General features: G+C 64.8%; 17 protein-coding genes. 6 read left to right on the forward strand and 11 right to left on the reverse strand.

Annotation, left to right across the window (positions count from 1 at the left end; genetic code table 11):
* Positions 1 to 167: 167 nt before the first annotated feature.
* The 6 genes from ACH107_RS02025 to greA form a co-directional block, all read right to left on the reverse strand.
* Complete coding sequence (locus ACH107_RS02025) at positions 168 to 569, reverse strand: GNAT family N-acetyltransferase (protein WP_412504434.1); 402 nt, start codon at positions 567 to 569, stop codon at positions 168 to 170.
* A gap of 4 nt (positions 570 to 573) precedes the next feature.
* Positions 574 to 1,170, reverse strand: coding sequence for a tRNA (adenosine(37)-N6)-threonylcarbamoyltransferase complex dimerization subunit type 1 TsaB (tsaB, locus tag ACH107_RS02030; RefSeq protein WP_412504435.1), 597 nt, complete (start codon positions 1,168 to 1,170; stop codon positions 574 to 576).
* Complete coding sequence (locus ACH107_RS02035; protein WP_412504436.1) at positions 1,160 to 1,723, reverse strand: NifU family protein; 564 nt, start codon at positions 1,721 to 1,723, stop codon at positions 1,160 to 1,162. Before ACH107_RS02035 ends, tsaB begins: the two co-directional genes overlap by 11 nt.
* 101 nt (positions 1,724 to 1,824) lie before the next feature.
* The gene (locus ACH107_RS02040) at positions 1,825 to 2,280 is read right to left on the reverse strand and encodes a universal stress protein (protein ID WP_412504437.1); all 456 of its coding nucleotides are present in this window, start codon (positions 2,278 to 2,280) and stop codon (positions 1,825 to 1,827) included.
* 71 nt (positions 2,281 to 2,351) lie between these two features.
* On the reverse strand, positions 2,352 to 3,365 hold the full coding sequence (locus ACH107_RS02045) for a hypothetical protein (protein WP_412504438.1): 1,014 nt from the start codon (positions 3,363 to 3,365) through the stop codon (positions 2,352 to 2,354).
* Positions 3,366 to 3,380: 15 nt separating this feature from the next.
* Positions 3,381 to 3,851: a transcription elongation factor GreA gene (gene greA, locus ACH107_RS02050; RefSeq protein WP_412504439.1), complete on the reverse strand. Its 471-nt coding sequence runs from the start codon at positions 3,849 to 3,851 to the stop codon at positions 3,381 to 3,383.
* A gap of 296 nt (positions 3,852 to 4,147) precedes the next feature.
* On the opposite strand from greA, the gene ACH107_RS02055 reads away from it, so the two are divergent.
* The 3 genes from ACH107_RS02055 (at position 4,148) to ACH107_RS02065 (ending at position 8,429) form a co-directional block, all read left to right on the forward strand.
* The gene (locus ACH107_RS02055) at positions 4,148 to 5,794 is read left to right on the forward strand and encodes a 4Fe-4S dicluster domain-containing protein (protein WP_412504440.1); all 1,647 of its coding nucleotides are present in this window, start codon (positions 4,148 to 4,150) and stop codon (positions 5,792 to 5,794) included.
* A gap of 102 nt (positions 5,795 to 5,896) precedes the next feature.
* A complete protein-coding gene (locus tag ACH107_RS02060) occupies positions 5,897 to 7,609 on the forward strand; it encodes a tetratricopeptide repeat protein (RefSeq protein ID WP_412504441.1) in 1,713 nt (570 codons plus the stop codon).
* Entirely contained in the window at positions 7,602 to 8,429 is an 828-nt protein-coding gene (locus tag ACH107_RS02065; protein WP_412504442.1) for a 4-(cytidine 5'-diphospho)-2-C-methyl-D-erythritol kinase, read from the forward strand. The genes ACH107_RS02060 and ACH107_RS02065 overlap by 8 nt, the downstream gene beginning before the upstream one ends.
* On the opposite strand, the gene ACH107_RS02070 is transcribed toward ACH107_RS02065, so the two are convergent.
* A complete protein-coding gene (locus tag ACH107_RS02070; protein ID WP_412504443.1) occupies positions 8,426 to 9,427 on the reverse strand; it encodes a polyprenyl synthetase family protein in 1,002 nt (333 codons plus the stop codon). The genes ACH107_RS02065 and ACH107_RS02070 overlap by 4 nt on opposite strands.
* A gap of 55 nt (positions 9,428 to 9,482) precedes the next feature.
* Here ACH107_RS02070 and ACH107_RS02075 point away from each other — a divergent pair, with 55 nt between their 5' ends.
* The 3 genes from ACH107_RS02075 (at position 9,483) to ACH107_RS02085 (ending at position 10,740) form a co-directional block, all read left to right on the forward strand.
* Positions 9,483 to 9,698 carry a DUF2007 domain-containing protein gene (locus tag ACH107_RS02075; RefSeq protein ID WP_412504485.1) on the forward strand — a complete coding sequence of 72 codons (216 nt, stop codon included), beginning with the start codon at positions 9,483 to 9,485 and terminating at the stop codon, positions 9,696 to 9,698.
* The gene (locus ACH107_RS02080; RefSeq protein WP_412504444.1) at positions 9,691 to 10,458 is read left to right on the forward strand and encodes a tRNA1(Val) (adenine(37)-N6)-methyltransferase; all 768 of its coding nucleotides are present in this window, start codon (positions 9,691 to 9,693) and stop codon (positions 10,456 to 10,458) included. The genes ACH107_RS02075 and ACH107_RS02080 overlap by 8 nt, the downstream gene beginning before the upstream one ends.
* Before the next feature lie 111 nt (positions 10,459 to 10,569).
* Positions 10,570 to 10,740, forward strand: coding sequence for a YdcH family protein (locus ACH107_RS02085; protein ID WP_412504445.1), 171 nt, complete (start codon positions 10,570 to 10,572; stop codon positions 10,738 to 10,740).
* A gap of 160 nt (positions 10,741 to 10,900) precedes the next feature.
* Here the strand turns inward: ACH107_RS02085 and ACH107_RS02090 are convergent, their stop codons facing one another.
* The 4 genes from ACH107_RS02090 to ACH107_RS02105 are packed head-to-tail and all read right to left on the reverse strand — an operon-like array spanning position 10,901 to position 15,827.
* Entirely contained in the window at positions 10,901 to 11,998 is a 1,098-nt protein-coding gene (locus tag ACH107_RS02090) for a flagellar basal body P-ring protein FlgI (RefSeq protein ID WP_412504486.1), read from the reverse strand.
* A gap of 20 nt (positions 11,999 to 12,018) precedes the next feature.
* Positions 12,019 to 13,023: a flagellin gene (locus ACH107_RS02095; protein WP_412504446.1), complete on the reverse strand. Its 1,005-nt coding sequence runs from the start codon at positions 13,021 to 13,023 to the stop codon at positions 12,019 to 12,021.
* 3 nt (positions 13,024 to 13,026) lie between these two features.
* On the reverse strand, positions 13,027 to 14,475 hold the full coding sequence (gene flgK / locus ACH107_RS02100; RefSeq protein WP_412504447.1) for a flagellar hook-associated protein FlgK: 1,449 nt from the start codon (positions 14,473 to 14,475) through the stop codon (positions 13,027 to 13,029).
* A gap of 50 nt (positions 14,476 to 14,525) precedes the next feature.
* Positions 14,526 to 15,827 (reverse strand): flagellar hook protein FlgE, encoded by a 1,302-nt coding sequence (locus ACH107_RS02105; protein ID WP_412504448.1) that lies wholly within the window; start codon positions 15,825 to 15,827, stop codon positions 14,526 to 14,528.
* Positions 15,828 to 15,911: the final 84 nt, after the last annotated feature.

Below are 15,911 nucleotides of genomic sequence, written 5' to 3' on the forward strand. Positions count from 1 at the left end.
CCCCATAGCCTCATGTTCCGCCACGATGCAAGGGATCGGCCCAAGCATAACGCCGCAGGTACGATCAAATCTTGTGAATTGGACTTACGTCGCGTGAGGACCGGATCGGCGGGCCGTGTCATGCGGGTCGGCAGGAAAGGGCCGTCGGGCGAAGCCGTGCCGCCGCGTCACCCGAGGCCCTTTTCCAGCACGAGCGCCTCGGCGGGCGCGCCGTTCGGGCGGAGATAATACGCGGGGCGGCGCGCTATCTCGCGGTAACCGGCAGCGTGGTAAAGCCCCTGCGCTGGCAAGTTGTCCTCGGCCACTTCAAGGATCAGCCGTGCCGCGCCCTGTCGCGCGGCACGGTCCTCGACCCGCGACAGAACCGCCTGCGCGAGCCCCGTGCGCCGGTGCCCCGGATCCGTCGCGATCGTGAGCAATTCGGCCTCGTCGGCCACGACATGCGCCAATGCGAAGGCGCGCGCGTCCCCGGAGGCGAAGACATGCGCGCTGCGGATCAGCGCCGCGAACTCGTCGACGGACCAGGACCGCCCCTGGCTGCCGAAGGCGCGGGCGTGGAGTGTGGCCATTTCTTCAGGCGTCATCGAGAATGACGGGCGGTGCATCGCGCGCCGGGGCGGCATCGGCCGGGCGCAGGTAAAGCGGTGCCGGCGGCGGGATGTCCGCTGCGGCATGCGCGGCCGCCAGGCGCGCGATGGCCTCGGCCATGTCGGCTGCCGGCGGTGGGCCGACCAGTGGCAGACCCAGTGCCTCGGCCTCGTCCCGGCGGGCAAGCTTCGGCAGGCAGCCCGGCGCCCGAACATAGAGCTGATCGCGCGGGGCCGGCAGTGCGGGAACATGCCCCGGCACGTGGGCATGGGCGATGACATCGAATCCGCTGACCCCGACGGCGGGAATTTCCAGTGCCATTGACAGGCCACGCGCCGCCGCCACCGATATGCGGATCCCGGTAAAGTTGCCCGGGCCGATGCCGACACCGAGCCGGTCGAGATCGCGCCAAGCGGCCCCGGCTTCGGCCAGCAGGTCTTCCAGCAGGGGCATCAGGCGCTCGGCCTGCCCGCGCCCCATTTCCTCGGCCCGGGAGACGAGGACGGTATCGCCAGACAGCAAAGCGGCCGCGCAATGCGCGGCCGACGTGTCGAACCCCAGTACGAGGGCGTCAGACTCCAACGGGGCGCACCTCGGTCACTTCGGGGATATAATGCCGCAGAAGGTTCTCGATGCCCATCTTGAGCGTGATGGTCGAGGACGGGCAGCCCGCGCAGGCACCCTGCATGTGCAGGTAGACGACGCCGCGCTCGAACCCGTGGAACGTGATGTCACCACCGTCCTGTGCCACGGCCGGGCGCACGCGGGTATCCAGCAATTCCTTGATCTGGCCGACGATCTCGCCATCAGCGCCGTCATGCTCGGCATGGCCGGACGCGCCCGCGCCATCGCCCAGGATCACGGGCTTGCCGGACTGGAAATGCTCCATGATCGCGCCGAGGATGGCGGGCTTCATGTGGTCCCACTCGGCGCCGTCATCCTTGGTGACAGTCACGAAGTCATTGCCGAAGAACACACCCGTGACGCCCTGAACCTTGAAAAGTCGGTCGGCAAGCGGTGATTTCTCCGTTCCCTCGGACGAGGGAAAATCGGCCGTGCCGGTTTCGAGAACGGTCTGTCCCGGCAGGAACTTCAGCGTGGCCGGGTTGGGGGTGGATTCGGTCTGGATGAACATGATCGGCACCTTTCCTGTGTCGATTGGATATGCGCGCGGATATGCCACGAGTCAAGGTTTGGAACCATTCTAAACTTTTCCCGGCCCCGCGCCAAGGCTGTTCAGGTGATCGCCTCCAGCCGTTCCTTGCTCAGGTCCCCGGGAACGATGGTGACCGGGATCGGCAGGCTGCCGGAATTCCGCGAAAGCTGCGTGACCAGCGGCCCGGGGCCTTTCTTGTCGGTTCCCGCGCCAAGCACCAGCACCCCGATCGCGGGGTCGTCTTGCACCTGCGCCATGATCTCGGTCACGGGCTCGCCTTCGCGGATGACAAGCTCTGGGTCGACACCCTGCTTGTCGCGCATCCATTTGGCAAAAACCTCGAAATGGGCGTGGATACGCTCCCGCGCCTCATGCCGCATGATGTCGCCCACGCCGATCCAGTGGTTGAATTCCTCGGGCGGAATAACGGCCAGCACCTCGACCCCGGCGTCGGTATTGGCCGCCCGCATGGCCGCGAAGCGCATCGCGTTGAGACATTCGCGGCTGTCATCCAGAACAACCAGAAACTTGCGCATGACGATCCTTTCCTGACCGCGCCATTGTGGCGGCAATTTTCGGCATGGGCAACCGAAAGCGCCAGCCGCGGTCAGTCGAAGGTGCCGGCCACGCGCCCCAGAAGCATGAAGGCGCGGGCCGTCCGGGTATCGGAAAGCTCGGATATTTCGGGATCTGTCGCCGTTTCCGCGAAACGGCTGAACATCCGGTCGAACAAGCGCAGGAAATGATGCGCCGCGTCCCGGAAAATCGCGTCCTGACGCATCCGTGACGCCGTCAGCGCCAGCGAGGATCGGTCGCGTACGCCGCCCAGTGCCGCCATGGTTCGCCCCCGCTCACCGTCGGCAAAGCGCCGCCAGACTTCGGGGCGGGCCATGTCCGGGCGCAAGTCGTCCATGTAGATGCCGTCATGCGACAGCAGCGTCAGCACGTCCTGGGCGGCCTGTATGAGTTGCGCCGTCTCCCTGTCCTTGAGCGCCTTGCGCAACGCGGCGAATCCTTCCCTGTCATCGGCGGTTTCCGGAAAATTCAGCGCGCGGATGAAATCGGACCGCTCCAGCGGCGGGCGGATATCATCGGCCGACGTCCCCAGCGGCAGCGCAACCTGTTCGTCGTCCGCCGACCCTTCGGGTGCGGGCGGGGCAGGGGGGCGCGCGGTTTCGGGCTGGCGCGTCGAGGTGAACATGGCCAGCGCGGTTTCGGTCTTGCGTTGGGCCGCGGCTATCTCGTCCAGCTTCTTCTCGACCGAGGGTTCCGCCGCGGCGTTCCGGTTCTGGTTCTCGGTCACGTAGGCGTTGCGGATCGCGTCGATCGCCGTCTGCAGCCGGCGGCTTTCCTCGCGCATCACGCGCGAGGCGCGCGCGGCGATCGCCCCGACCCAGATCATGGCGACGGGAAGAAACACGACCAGCATGATCAGCACGAACTGCAATGCGCCGCCGCCAAACGCGCCGGCCGGTTGCAGCACGAGGAAAAACACCGCCGTGGCCAGCAGCCACAATACCGACAGCACGGTGGCGACCACCTCGATACCGGTGATTCGCTCATCCTTCTGCCTGTCGTAGATCCCCAGCGATGTCGGACGCTGATCCTCGTGCTCGGGCATGTCGGCGCGCCCCTGTCAGATGTAGGCGATCTTCAGCACTTCGTAGGCTCGTTCGCCACCGGGCGTGCGCACCTCCACGCTGTCGCCCTCTTCCTTGCCGATCAGAGCGCGCGCAATCGGCGATTTGATGTTCAGCAAGCCGTTCTCGATATTCGCCTCGTGCTCGCCCACGATCTGGTAGGTCTTTTCCTCGTCCGTGTCCTCGTCAACCAGCGTGACGGTCGCACCGAACTTGATGGCGCCGGACATCTTCTTGGGGTCGATCACTTCGGCCAGGCTGAGAATGCCCTCGATCTCCTTGATGCGGCCCTCGATGAAGGACTGCTTTTCCTTGGCGGAGTGATATTCCGCGTTTTCCGACAGGTCGCCATGTTCGCGCGCTTCCGAGATGGCGCGGATGATGGCCGGACGTTCCTCCGATTTCAGCTGCTTGAGCTCGGCTTCGAGGGCCTGGTGACCCACCTGTGTCATCGGTATCTTTTCCATTCCCGTCGTCCACTGCTGTAAGCGGGTCGGCGCGCGACCGTACCCGTCGGTTCCGGTGCAGACTGTACCCGTCGGTTCCGGTGCAGACTGTCGCAACAGATTGCCCCGAGGTGCAGGGCCGATGCAATAGGCGATGGCATCCATCCAAGCAATCCCGCAAGAACGCGCAAATGTGCCGTTTCGCGCCGGTTTTGATGTCGTGTTTGAATTGACCTCGGCGAGGCCGGCAGGCTAACCAAGTCACTGACTTCATAGCAAGCCGGCCCGGCCGGCACGCCGGAAAGAGGATGACACGAATGTCCGACGTCGAACGCGAAGCCATGGAATACGATGTCGTGATCGTCGGCGCCGGGCCCGCGGGCCTCAGCGCGGCGATCCGCCTGAAACAGCTCGACCCCGAGCGCGAGGTCGTCGTGCTGGAAAAGGGCAGCGAGGTCGGCGCGCACATCCTGTCCGGCGCGGTGCTGGATCCGTGCGGGCTGGACGCGCTGATCCCCGACTGGAAGGACAAGGGTGCGCCGCTCAACGTGCCCGTGAAGGACGACAACTTTTTCATGCTGGGCGAGGCGGGCCGGATCCGCATCCCCAATTTCCCGATGCCGCCGCTGATGAACAACCACGGCAACTACATCGTGAGCATGGGCAATGTCTGCCGCTGGATGGCCGAACAGGCCGAGGAGCTCGGCGTGGAGATTTTCCCCGGCATGGCCTGTTCCGAGATCGTCTACGGGGACAACGGCGAGGTCAGGGGCGTGGTCGCGGGCGAATTCGGGCGTGAGCCCGATGGCACGCCGGGGCCGTCCTACGAACCCGGCATGGAACTGCACGGCAAGTACGTGTTCATCAGCGAGGGCGTGCGCGGCAGCCTCGCCAAGGAGCTGATCGCGAAATACGACCTTTCCCAGGGCAAGGAGCCGCAGAAGTTCGGCCTTGGCATGAAGGAAATCTGGGAGGTCGATCCGGCCAAGCACCGCGAAGGCAGCGTCACCCACACGATGGGCTGGCCGTTGAACGGCAATGCCGGCGGCGGATCGTTCATCTACCACCTCGAGAACAACCAGGTTTACGTGGGCTTCGTGGTTCACCTGAACTACCGCAACCCGCACCTGTTCCCGTACATGGAATTCCAGCGGTTCAAGCATCACCCGATGGTGGCTGATCTGCTGGAAGGCGGCAAGCGCGTGGCCTACGGCGCGCGTGCCATTTCCGAGGGCGGGTACCAGTCCATGCCCAAGATGGTGATGCCCGGCGCGGCCTTGCTGGGCTGCTCGGTCGGCATGGTCAACGTCCCCCGCATCAAGGGAAATCACAACGCCATGCTGTCGGGCAAGGCCGCGGCCGAGGCCGCGCACGAGGCACTGGAGGCAGGCCGCGCCGGCGACGAGCTGCACGACTACGAGGGCGAGGTGCGCAGCGGCGACATCGGCAAGGACCTGAAAAAGGTGCGCAACGTCAAGCCGATGTGGTCCAAATACGGGCTGACCGCCTCGTTGACGCTGGGCGGGTTCGACATGTGGTGCAACACGTTGGGCTTCTCGCTATTCGGCACGATGGGCCACGGAAAATCGGATGCCGAGGCGACCGAGACGGCCGACAAGCATCAGCCGATCGACTACCCCAAGCCGGACGGCAAACTGAGCTTCGACCGCCTGACCAATGTCAGTTTCTCGATGACGAACCACGAGGAAAGCCAGCCCGTGCACCTGACCCTCAAGGATGACAGCGTGCCGATCTCGGTGAACCTGCCCACGTATGCCGAACCAGCACAGCGTTACTGCCCCGCGGGCGTGTACGAGGTGGTCGAGAAGGACAACGGGCCGGAATTCGTCATCAACTTCCAGAATTGCGTCCATTGCAAGACCTGTGACATCAAGGACCCCAGCCAGAACATCCACTGGGTGACACCGCAGGGGGGCGACGGCCCGAACTATCCGAACATGTGACGTTCACGCGGACCGGTGACGGCAATTCGGCGTCGCCGGATTGCTTTGCCGCGTGGCTCGTACTACGTTGCCGGCGAATGAACACGATGACAGGCGGGCCGGTTGAAACAGAGTTTCTTGTCACTGATCGCGGCGGGGATGCTTGTGTCCGCCACACCCGCGCCGGCCGGCGATGCCTCGGGCGCTTATCTGGCTGCACGTCAGGCCCGGTTCGACGCGGATTTCGCGGCGGCGGCGGAATATTTCGGCCGCGTTCTCAAGGCCGATCCCGACAACGCGGCGATCCTTGAGAACGCCGTCATCGCCTACATGGCGCTTGGACAATTCGACAAGGCGTTTCCGGTCGCCCGCAAGATGGAAGCCGCCGGGCTCAAGAGCCAGTTACCGCACATGGCGCTGATCGCGCAGGAAGTCCGCGACGAAGCCTATGACGCCATCATGGCGCGTCTCGAGGACGGTCGCGGCATCGGGGATCTTGCCGACGGGCTGCTGGCGTCGTGGGCCGAACTCGGGCGCGGGGACATGGCCGCGGCGCTTGCCGGGTTCGATGCCGTGGCCGAACAGCGTGGCTTGCGCGGGTTTGCCATCTATCACAAGGCGCTGGCACTGGCCTCGGTCGGGGATTTCGAGGGCGCCGACGCCATCTTCTCGGAGCAGTCCGACGGGCCGATGCAGCGCACGCGTCGCGGTGTCATCGCATGGGCGCAGATTCTCAGCCAGCTGGACCGCAACGATCAAGCGCTCGCGTTGATCGAGGAATCCCTGGGAAACGAGCGGGATCCGGAGATAAGTCAGCTTCGATCGGCCCTCGCAGCCGGCGAGAGCGTGGCGTTCTCGCTGGTTGGCACGGCAAGGCAGGGCATCGCAGAGGTGTTCTATTCGCTCGGGCGCGCGCTGCAATCGGACGCAAGCGACGATTACACGCTACTGTATTCGCGGATCGCGGAATACCTCAACCCCGATCACATAGACGCTGTCCTGATGTCGGCCGGACTGCTGGAAAGCCTGCAACGCCATGAACTGGCCACCAAGGCGTACCAGAGCGTGCCGCGCGACCATCCGTCCTTCCATGCCGCCGAGCTGGGCCGGGCCGAGGCGCTGCGCCGCTCGGGCAAGACGGACGCCGCGGTCGAGGTACTGTCACGACTGGCGCAAACGCATCCCGACCTGCCGATCGTACATGTCTCGGCCGGCGATCTTTACCGTGAGCTCAGCCGGTTCGAGGACGCCGCAAGCGCCTATGACAAGGCGCTTGCCCTGTATGACGACGGGGACTCGCGGCGCTGGTTCGTGCTATATGCGCGCGGCATCAGCCACGAGCGTCTGGGCGAATGGCCCGCCGCGGAAGCCGATTTCCGCGCAGCGCTGGAAATCAACCCGGATCAGCCGCAGGTCCTGAACTATCTGGGATATTCGCTTGTCGAGCAGAAAACCAAGCTGGACGAGGCGCTGAACATGATAGAACGGGCCGCGGAGGCGCGGCCCGAAAGCGGCTATATCGTGGATTCGCTGGGCTGGGTCCTTTACCGGCTGGGTCGGTATGACGAGGCGATCGGCCACATGGAACGCGCGGCGGAGCTGATGCCGGTGGACCCGGTTGTCAACGATCATCTGGGCGATGTCCTCTGGGCTGTCGGGCGCTACACCGAGGCACGGTTCCAATGGAAACGGGCCTTGTCCTTCGTCGACAAGGAAAACCCCTCGCCCGACATCGACCCCGACCGGATACGCCGCAAGTTGGATATCGGGCTGGACCGCGTGTTGGAACAAGAAGGCGCGCCGCCGCTGAACAGGATCACCAGTGACGATGGCTGAGGTTTTCGCGCCCGCCAAGATCAACCTGACGCTTCACGTGACCGGGCGGCGTGAGGACGGGTATCACGAACTCGACTCGCTCGTGATGTTTGCCGATATCGGCGACAGGATCACGGTCACACGGGACGCGGCGCCAAGGCTGGTCGTGACCGGCCCGATGGCGGGAGGTGTGCCGACGGATGACCGCAACCTCGTGAGACGCGCCGCCGACCTGATCGGTGTCCCCGCCGACATGACACTGGAAAAGAACCTGCCCCATGCCGCGGGCCTCGGCGGGGGATCAAGCGACGCGGCGGCGGCCCTGAAGGCGTTGACACGCCTTGGTAACCGTGACCTGCCGGACAACCTGTTGGCGCTCGGGGCGGATGTCCCCGTCTGCCTTGCGGGCACGGCCGCGCGTGTGCGCGGCGTGGGCGAGGCGGTCACGCCGATAGCGGAGCTGCCCGTTCTCCATGCCGTGCTGGTGAACCCCAAACTGCCCGTGCTCACCGCCGAGGTCTTCCGGCGTCTGGCCAGGAGTTGCAACCCGCCCATGCCCGATGCCCTGCCGGCTTTTCCAAGGGCGGGCGACATGATCGACTGGTTGCGTGGTATGCGAAACGACCTTGAAAAGCCGGCGATCGAGGCCGAACCCGTCATTGAACAGGTGTTCGCGACGCTGAAAAAGACGCCCGGTTGCCAGCTCACCCGCATGTCGGGGTCTGGGGGGACGTGTTTCGGCCTTTACGGCGATGCCGAAACGGCCGCTGCCGCGGCCGGACGGCTGAGGGAAAGTTATCCCGGCTGGTGGGTTACCGCGACGCGGCTGAACGCCGCCTAGCCGAGGCGCGCCACCACGTAATCCGCCAGATCGTGCAACATCTCGCGCACCGGGTGGTCCGGCAGATGTTCAAGTGCGGATTTCGCCTTGTCCGTCCATGCCCGGGCGTCGCTTCGGGTCGCGTCGAGGGCACCGTGACCGCGGACAAGCGCGAACGCATGGTCGAAATCGCCGTCGCGCTGATTGCCCTTTTCGATGGTTCGCGTCCAGAATTCCCGTTCGCGCGCATCGGCGGCCGCGATCGCCTTGATCAAGGGCAGGGTCAGTTTGCGTTCGCGGAAATCGTCCCCGACGCGCTTGCCGGTGGCGAGGCTGTCACCCTGGTAATCGAGAAGGTCATCAGCGATCTGGAACGCGATCCCGAGCGCGTCACCGTAATCGAAAAGCGCGGTGACCTGTTCCTCGGGCGCGGCGGCGATCACGCCGCCAACCTCGGTCGCTGCCGAGAAAAGCGCCGCTGTCTTGCCGCGTACCACCTGAAGATACACCGACTCTGTCGTTGCGAGGTCACGCGCCGCGCTGAGTTGCAGCACCTCGCCCTCGGCAATCGTCGCGGAGGCGTTGGAAAGGATATCGAGCACCCGCAGCGACCCCGGTTCGACCATCAACTGGAAGGCGCGGGCGAAAAGGTAGTCGCCCACCAGCACGCTCGACTTGTTGTCCCATAACAGGTTCGCCGTCGGCCGCCCGCGTCGCTGCGCGCTCTCGTCCACGACGTCGTCGTGAAGCAGCGTGGCGGTATGGATGAACTCGACAGTCGCCGCGAGATGCACGTCGTAATCGCCCTCGTAGCCGCACAGGTCCGCCGTGGCCAGCGTGAGCATCGGGCGCAAGCGCTTGCCGCCCGCCTCGACCAGATGCGCCGTGACCTCGGGGATACGGGGGGCATGGCGCGATGACATTCGCGCGCGTATCAGATCGTTGACCTTGTCCATCCGCCCCCCCAGATGGGCGGCCAAGGCATCATGCGGTTTTGACGCGGGCTGGTCCAAACTCATCGCGCTCCTGTCCCACCGCTCGACAAAGGGCGGGCGGTGACATTAGTTCATGGCCATGAAACAGCTACTGAGCACAAACGACCCGACCGCGATCGCCTTTGCCAAGGCCCTGCTTCAGGGCGAGGGTATAGACTGCTTTGAAATGGACGTAAACATGAGCATCCTCGAAGGGTCCATCGGCATCTTCCCACGCCGCTTGATGGTCGCCGATCACGATTATGCCCGCGCCGCCCGGACACTGGAAGATAACGGCCTGAGCATTGATGAGTGATAACTGGCCGGACAATGCCTTGAGTTGCGACGACTTCCTTGGTGGGCGGCTGCGGATCCGGCAACCCCTCGCCGGGTATCGCGCGGGCATGGACCCTGTTCTGCTGGCGGCCAGCGTGGCGGCGGAGGCGGGGCAGAGCGTGCTTGATCTGGGCTGCGGCGCGGGCGTTGCCGCACTCTGTCTGGGCGCGCGCGTGCCGGGGCTCGGTCTCGTCGGGCTTGAGCGGCAGGCGCCCTACGCGGCCCTCGCCCGGCGAAACGCCATGGACAACGACATTCCGCTCGAGGTCGTCGAGGGCGATCTGGCCGCGTTACCGGCCACGCTCAGGCAGCGCCGTTTCGACCACGTGATCGCGAATCCGCCCTATTTCACCGGGCATGCGCGCACCGCGGCGATGGATACGGGCCGCGAGGCGTCAAGATCGGGGGACACACCGCTCGGGACGTGGGTCCGGGCCGCCGCGCGCCGTACTCTCCCGGGGGGCAGCGCCACTTTCATTCAGCGGGCCGACCGCCTGCCCGACCTGTTACGCGCTGCGCAGGATTGCCTCGGATCGCTCGAGGTGCTGCCGCTTGTCCCGCGGCGCGGCCGGGCGACGCGGCTGGTCTTGCTCAGGGGGCGGAAAGGCGGGCGTGCCGCTTTCCGTCTGCATGACGGCTGGTTGCTTCACGAGGGCGCGCATCATGATGGTGATCGCGACAGTCACACGGTGGCAACCGGCCGGGTCCTGCGCGAGGCGGCGCCGCTCCCGTTCGGTTGAAGACGCGGAAAATCCGATGCGCTTTTGCCCGCCGACGCTGCAACTGCAGCGTGACAGATCTACGAAAATATGCTGCACTGATGGCACACATATTCACAGAGGAGAGTGCACATGAGCTTGGGTTCGCATGTCGAGGAACTGAAGAAGAAACACGAGGCTCTCTCGCAGCGCGTGGAAGAGGCGCAGCGCGCGCCGGGCTCCAGTGATTTCGAAATCGCCGAGCTCAAGAAACAGAAACTGCGCATCAAGGAAGAAATCGAAAGGCTGTCGATGAATGCCTGACATCACGTCGGGGTCCGACTTTCCCGGCGGCGGCAAGGCCGCTGCCGGATATACAGTCGGAAGATAACAACAGGCAACTACCAAGGCCAAACGTGCATCGGAGCATGAAACGAATGGCGGTCGCTACCGTGGCATCCGGGACGGGCTGGTATGCCTTGTGTCACCGCACGACGAACTCGGCATGGAGGGCGCCCGCGGCCTTGATGCTTTTCAGGATGTCGATCATGTCCCGAGGTGCCACGCCGAGGGCGTTCAAGCCGGCGATGACTTCTGACAGGGACGTGCCGGGCGGAACCTCGGCAAGACCGATTCCTTCCTCTTCCTCGATCTCGGCTTCTGTCCGCGGCACGACCACCGTTTCACCCTGCGCAAATGGATTGGGCTGCACCGCCAGCGGCGCCTCGCGCACGCGCAATGTCAGGTTGCCCTGCGACACGGCCACGCGCGAAATGCGCACATCGGCCCCCATCACGATGGTACCCGACCGCTGATCGACCACGACGCGGGCCTTGCGCTCCGGCTCTACGAGCAGGTTCTCTATCCTGCCCAGGGCATGAGCGGGAGAGCGCGCATTCATTGCAGCCACGTTCACCCGGACCGTTCCACTGTCCAGCATCAGCGCGACCCGGCGGCCAGCCTGTTCATTGATCCGCGCCTCGATCCGGCCAGCCGTCGTGAAATCGGGCTCTCGCAAGGCCAGTCTGATCTTTTCAAGGTCGCCGAAGCTGAAATCTATCTCTCTTTCGACACGTGCGCCGGACGGAATGACACCAGCCGTCGGTACACCCTGAACGACCGCCGCGCCATCACCCTCGGCCGATGCACCGCCAGCGATGATTGTCCCCTGCGCGACGGCGTAAATCTGGCCATCGGCGGCATTCAGAGGTGTCATCACCAAGGTGCCCCCCAACAGGCTGTTCGCATCACCGATGGCCGACACCGTCACGTCGATCTGACCGCCTGCTCGGGCGAAGGGTGGCAGGTTCGCCGTGACGAAAACCGCGGCGACATTCTTGGGCCGAAACTGCTCCCCCGTGACGTTGACGCCCAGCCGTTCGAGGATGTTCGACATGATCTCTTCGGTGAAGGGGGCGTTCCGGATTCCGTCGCCGGTGCCGTTCAGCCCGACGACCAGCCCATACCCGACAAGGTCATTACCACGGACACCGTCGAATTCCACGAGATCCTTGATGCGCACGGGCCCGGCCGGTGCCGCGATCGGGCCGAGCAGGCAAACCGCGATCAGCATGGCGCGCATGATGGAGGTAACAGGGCCGCTCACAGGAAATTCACCAGGCTGAGGCTTGCGCTTCGCGCCGCCACCGTGAATATCGTCTCAAGTTGTCCTTGAGCCGCCTCGAGCTCGCTTGCGGTGGCGAAACGGTCTATTCCGACAAGCTCCTGTCGGGCTGTTCGCAGGCTGGTGGCTTCGGCTTCTAGGCGTGCGGCGCTTCGTTCGGCCTGCGCCTCCGCCGTACCCAGGCCGCCGCGGATTTCCGCGAGTTCGGTATCGGCGCCCATCAGGGCGGTGCCGGCGCCGCTGGCAAGGTCACGCCGTTGCGCATCATCCAGTGTCAGCGCCGGATCATCGGCCAGCGCCACCGACATCATATTGGCTAGGACATCGCGGATCACCGCGTCGTCGGCACGTGTGGCGGCCGTGATGGTTTCACCGGCATCCAGCTTGTATGTCAGATCACCGGCTGACGTGCCGCGGAACACATCCGTCTCGAACGTACCGCCGGCTGCGAAAAACGAGTCCAGCTCGGCCCGCACGTCGGCGGCCGTAGTCGCCCCGGAGACGGCGGCGCGCGCGAGCGCCAGAATGTCCTCGGAAGGGGCGAGCACCTGACCGTCAACGTCTGCCCCGGCGAACAGGGCGCGACCGGCATTCTGGGCGTTCATCGCGGCGACCACCTCGCTCAGCGCCCCGCGGGCTTGATCACCCAGAACCGCGACGGTCGGCGGGTTCTGCATCGTGCTGATGGCAGCGGCCCGACCCGCAAGTTCCTGCCCGAGGGACTGGACCCGGTCCAGGCTGGATTGCATCACTGACATATCGCTGAGCGCCAACGCTGCCGCTGTCCGGTACCGCCCGGTCACGCCCAGACGCCGTTCCAGGTGGGCAAGTTGGTCAAGATTCCCTGACAGGTGTCGTGGAACATCCTGCGCGATGCCGCTGGACAATTCATTCGTCAAACGGCCGATCCGTGCCTTGACCTCGCCACCACTGCGGCTCTGCACGAGGGTCTGCGCGAGATCACCTACCGATGTGAAATTCATTTCCTATACCCTCAACAATGTCTGCATCATTTCGTCCACAGTCTCGATCATTCGCGCATTGGCGCTGTACGCCTGCTCGATGGAGAGAAGTCGCTGAAGCTCGAGATCGGAGTCCACGCCGCCCCGCGCCTCCTGCGCGGCCAACTCGGAATGGCGCGACGCGGCGAAACTGACCGACTGATCCTGCGCCACGCGTGCCTGGGATACCTGCGACACGAACCCCGCAACGTGACCCGAGGCACTGCGGGCCGCCGCGCCGAGGGCGCCGGAGGCAAGCGTGTCCTCGGCCACCAACACATCCGAAAGTTGACGCAACAGGCTGCCGTCTCCGGCGGCGCCCGGCGCGGTGGCGCCCAACCCATCGCGAAGCCGCCACGGCGCCCCGCCGGAGGCGGGATCGACCGCGGTGTTGAGCGCCAGCCGCCCGGACAAGCCGGTTTCGTCGGCCGGGTCAAAAACGCTGCCGGAATCGGTGAACAGGCCCGGCGCGCCCACGCCACGCGACGGGTCGAGCCCGGCTTGCTGAAATCGTTCAACAAGGTTGCGGGCCAGCGCATCCAGATCCGCCTGCGCATTGACCGCCGTTTCGTCCCTGATGGTGAAAAGGGTGGCAAGCCGCCCGCCGCCGACAGGCCCGTCATCGGCCGAGACGGGGACAGGCACACCATTGATGGTCAAGCCATTCAGAAGACCGTTTTCGGCGGTCATGTGCGGCGCGATGACATTGGCGGGTGTGAACTCGAGCTGCGCGGCAGGCCCGTCAACAAGCGTGGCCCCGCCCTTGGTGAAAAGGGCCACCATGCCATTGTCGCGCGGTGCCTGTCTCAGCGGCAGGAATTCCGCCATGCGATCGATCGCTTTCTGGCGCGTATCCTCGAGCCCGGCGGTTTCCCGACCTTGCGCACGCGCCGACGCGATACCGGCGTTCAACGTCTCGATCTCCGACAGGGTTGAATTGATCGTGCCCACCGCCCGGGAAATGGCGCTTTCGGCCTCGCTGCGCATCGCCTGCAGGCCGGAGGAAATCGCGACGAATTCGCCTGTCAGCGCCTTTGCGCTGTTCACCGCCGCCTGCAGGCTCTGCCCGGCCTCGGGCCTGTTGGCAGCCGACACCAGGTCCGACTCGAACGCGGTGAGCCGGGCAGAGAGTGAGCCCGCCTGATCCGGGGTGCCGATCAACCCCTCGATGCGCGAGAGAAAAGCGGCCCCGGTTTCCGCTTGGCCGAGGGCGCTGGTGGCCAGACGCCTTTCCTGAACCAGTTGCGTGTCAACGTTCCGCACGACCCCGGCGGGGCGCACGCCCGGACCCGCGCCGTCAGCCTCGAGCGCGAGCGACCGCGGGGCGTATCCCTGTGTCAACGCATTGGCGAGGTTTGAGGACACGACGCTGACGGCGCGCGAATTCGCGTTGAGACCACTGATCGCGGCGTTCAATGCAGATGTCAAACTCATGTCGGATCGCCTTGCTCTGGCTGGATCAAGCGACTGTCAGGCCGAAAGATTCAGCGCTTGATGTTGGTGGTTTCCTGCAGCATCTCGTCCACGGTCTGGATGACCTTGGCGTTCGAGGAATAGGCACGCTGGGTCTGGATCATGCTGGTGAGTTCGCTGGCCACATCGGTGGCGGATTCCTCCCTCGCGAAGGAAACGACATCCCCGGTAGGTCCATCACCCGCATTCCAGAGGAAAAACGTGCCGCTTTCCGGCGAAGGCAGGTATGTCTGCTGATCCATGGCAATCATGCCGTTCGGATTCGGCAGGTCGACCAGCGGAACCTGGTAGATGACACGGCTGATCCCGGTATCGAACGTGGCGCGCACGAAACCGTTCTCGTCAACCTCGGCCGACGTCATGTTGCCCACGGGCGAGCCGTCCTTGGAAATGGAGAGCGGCGCGAAGCTGTCGGAAAGCTGCGTGAGCCCGTCCGATGCGCCGAGCCGCCCGATATTGATTTCCATGGGCCCGCCTTCGACATCGACGGAAAGTCGGCCGGTCGCCGGATCATACGGATCCCCTTGGATGGTCTGAACATCCAGCAACGTCCCGCCGGAGGCACGCGCATCGTCGAAAGTCAGCACATATTCACCGATAAGCGCATCATTCTGGGCGGAATCCGTCAGGGTCATCGTCCATTCGTTCGACGACGCGTTGGCAGGGATGGTCGGCGTGAACTCGATCTGGATGTTCTCGGATGTGCCAAGGTTGTCGAAATATTCCACCGACAGCTGCTCCGGATCGCCGTTCGCGTCGAAACGTGTCCCGGTGGCGGGCAGATTGACGCCGAGGTTCACCTCGGTCGTCGGCTCACCCGTGAGCTGGTTGACGTTTATCTCCACGGGTTCGAGCCCTTCGCTCGTGTCGCGCGGGAACTCGGGCACGGTACCGTCGGGGTTCGCCGGCCAGCCCAGCAGGACCAACCCGGATTCGGTTCTCAGCATCCCGTCGGCGTCTGTCCGGAACGATCCCGTGCTGCTCAGCAGCATCTGCGGGTTTCCGTTGTCGGCATCAATCTGGCTGGATTCGGCAACCGGGAGCATCCCGCGCCCCCTGACGGCAAGGTCTGTCGGGTTCGACGTGGTGACGAGCGAGCCGCTTTCGTCGATCAGTCTTTGCGTGGAGGATCGCACCCCCCCGGCCGCGTAGCTGCCGCCGCCGGAAGAGATGACGAGCGATTGGAAATCCGTCTGCACGCGCTTGTAACCGAAGGTCGCGGAGTTCGAGATGTTGTCCGAAATCCCCGCGAGGCGCGCGGCATTCGAACTCAGCCCGGCGACGCCGGCATTCAAGGAGGAGGAAATCGTCATGTACACGCCTTTCTGCTGCATCGAGAGTTGATCTCGACCACAACGCATACGCATGACGATTTAACAGGGCGCTAACAGATAAAA

This window comes from Roseovarius halophilus (ex Wu et al. 2025) (assembly GCF_047086965.1).

What these genes read in the sequence shown, in the direction of transcription:
- ACH107_RS02085 (WP_412504445.1), top strand. Translation starts at nt 10,570, where the DNA reads ATGAGCTTGGGTTCGCATGTCGAGGAACTGAAGAAGAAACACGAGGCT.
- ACH107_RS02095 (WP_412504446.1), bottom strand. Translation starts at nt 13,023, where the DNA reads ATGAATTTCACATCGGTAGGTGATCTCGCGCAGACCCTCGTGCAGAGC.
- ACH107_RS02040 (WP_412504437.1), bottom strand. Translation starts at nt 2,280, where the DNA reads ATGCGCAAGTTTCTGGTTGTTCTGGATGACAGCCGCGAATGTCTCAAC.
- ACH107_RS02025 (WP_412504434.1), bottom strand. Translation starts at nt 569, where the DNA reads ATGGCCACACTCCACGCCCGCGCCTTCGGCAGCCAGGGGCGGTCCTGG.
- ACH107_RS02035 (WP_412504436.1), bottom strand. Translation starts at nt 1,723, where the DNA reads ATGTTCATCCAGACCGAATCCACCCCCAACCCGGCCACGCTGAAGTTC.
- ACH107_RS02080 (WP_412504444.1), top strand. Translation starts at nt 9,691, where the DNA reads ATGAGTGATAACTGGCCGGACAATGCCTTGAGTTGCGACGACTTCCTT.
- flgK (WP_412504447.1), bottom strand. Translation starts at nt 14,475, where the DNA reads ATGAGTTTGACATCTGCATTGAACGCCGCGATCAGTGGTCTCAACGCG.
- ACH107_RS02055 (WP_412504440.1), top strand. Translation starts at nt 4,148, where the DNA reads ATGTCCGACGTCGAACGCGAAGCCATGGAATACGATGTCGTGATCGTC.
- ACH107_RS02045 (WP_412504438.1), bottom strand. Translation starts at nt 3,365, where the DNA reads ATGCCCGAGCACGAGGATCAGCGTCCGACATCGCTGGGGATCTACGAC.
- ACH107_RS02070 (WP_412504443.1), bottom strand. Translation starts at nt 9,427, where the DNA reads ATGAGTTTGGACCAGCCCGCGTCAAAACCGCATGATGCCTTGGCCGCC.
- ACH107_RS02075 (WP_412504485.1), top strand. Translation starts at nt 9,483, where the DNA reads ATGAAACAGCTACTGAGCACAAACGACCCGACCGCGATCGCCTTTGCC.
- greA (WP_412504439.1), bottom strand. Translation starts at nt 3,851, where the DNA reads ATGGAAAAGATACCGATGACACAGGTGGGTCACCAGGCCCTCGAAGCC.
- ACH107_RS02065 (WP_412504442.1), top strand. Translation starts at nt 7,602, where the DNA reads ATGGCTGAGGTTTTCGCGCCCGCCAAGATCAACCTGACGCTTCACGTG.
- ACH107_RS02105 (WP_412504448.1), bottom strand. Translation starts at nt 15,827, where the DNA reads ATGACGATTTCCTCCTCCTTGAATGCCGGCGTCGCCGGGCTGAGTTCG.
- ACH107_RS02090 (WP_412504486.1), bottom strand. Translation starts at nt 11,998, where the DNA reads ATGCGCGCCATGCTGATCGCGGTTTGCCTGCTCGGCCCGATCGCGGCA.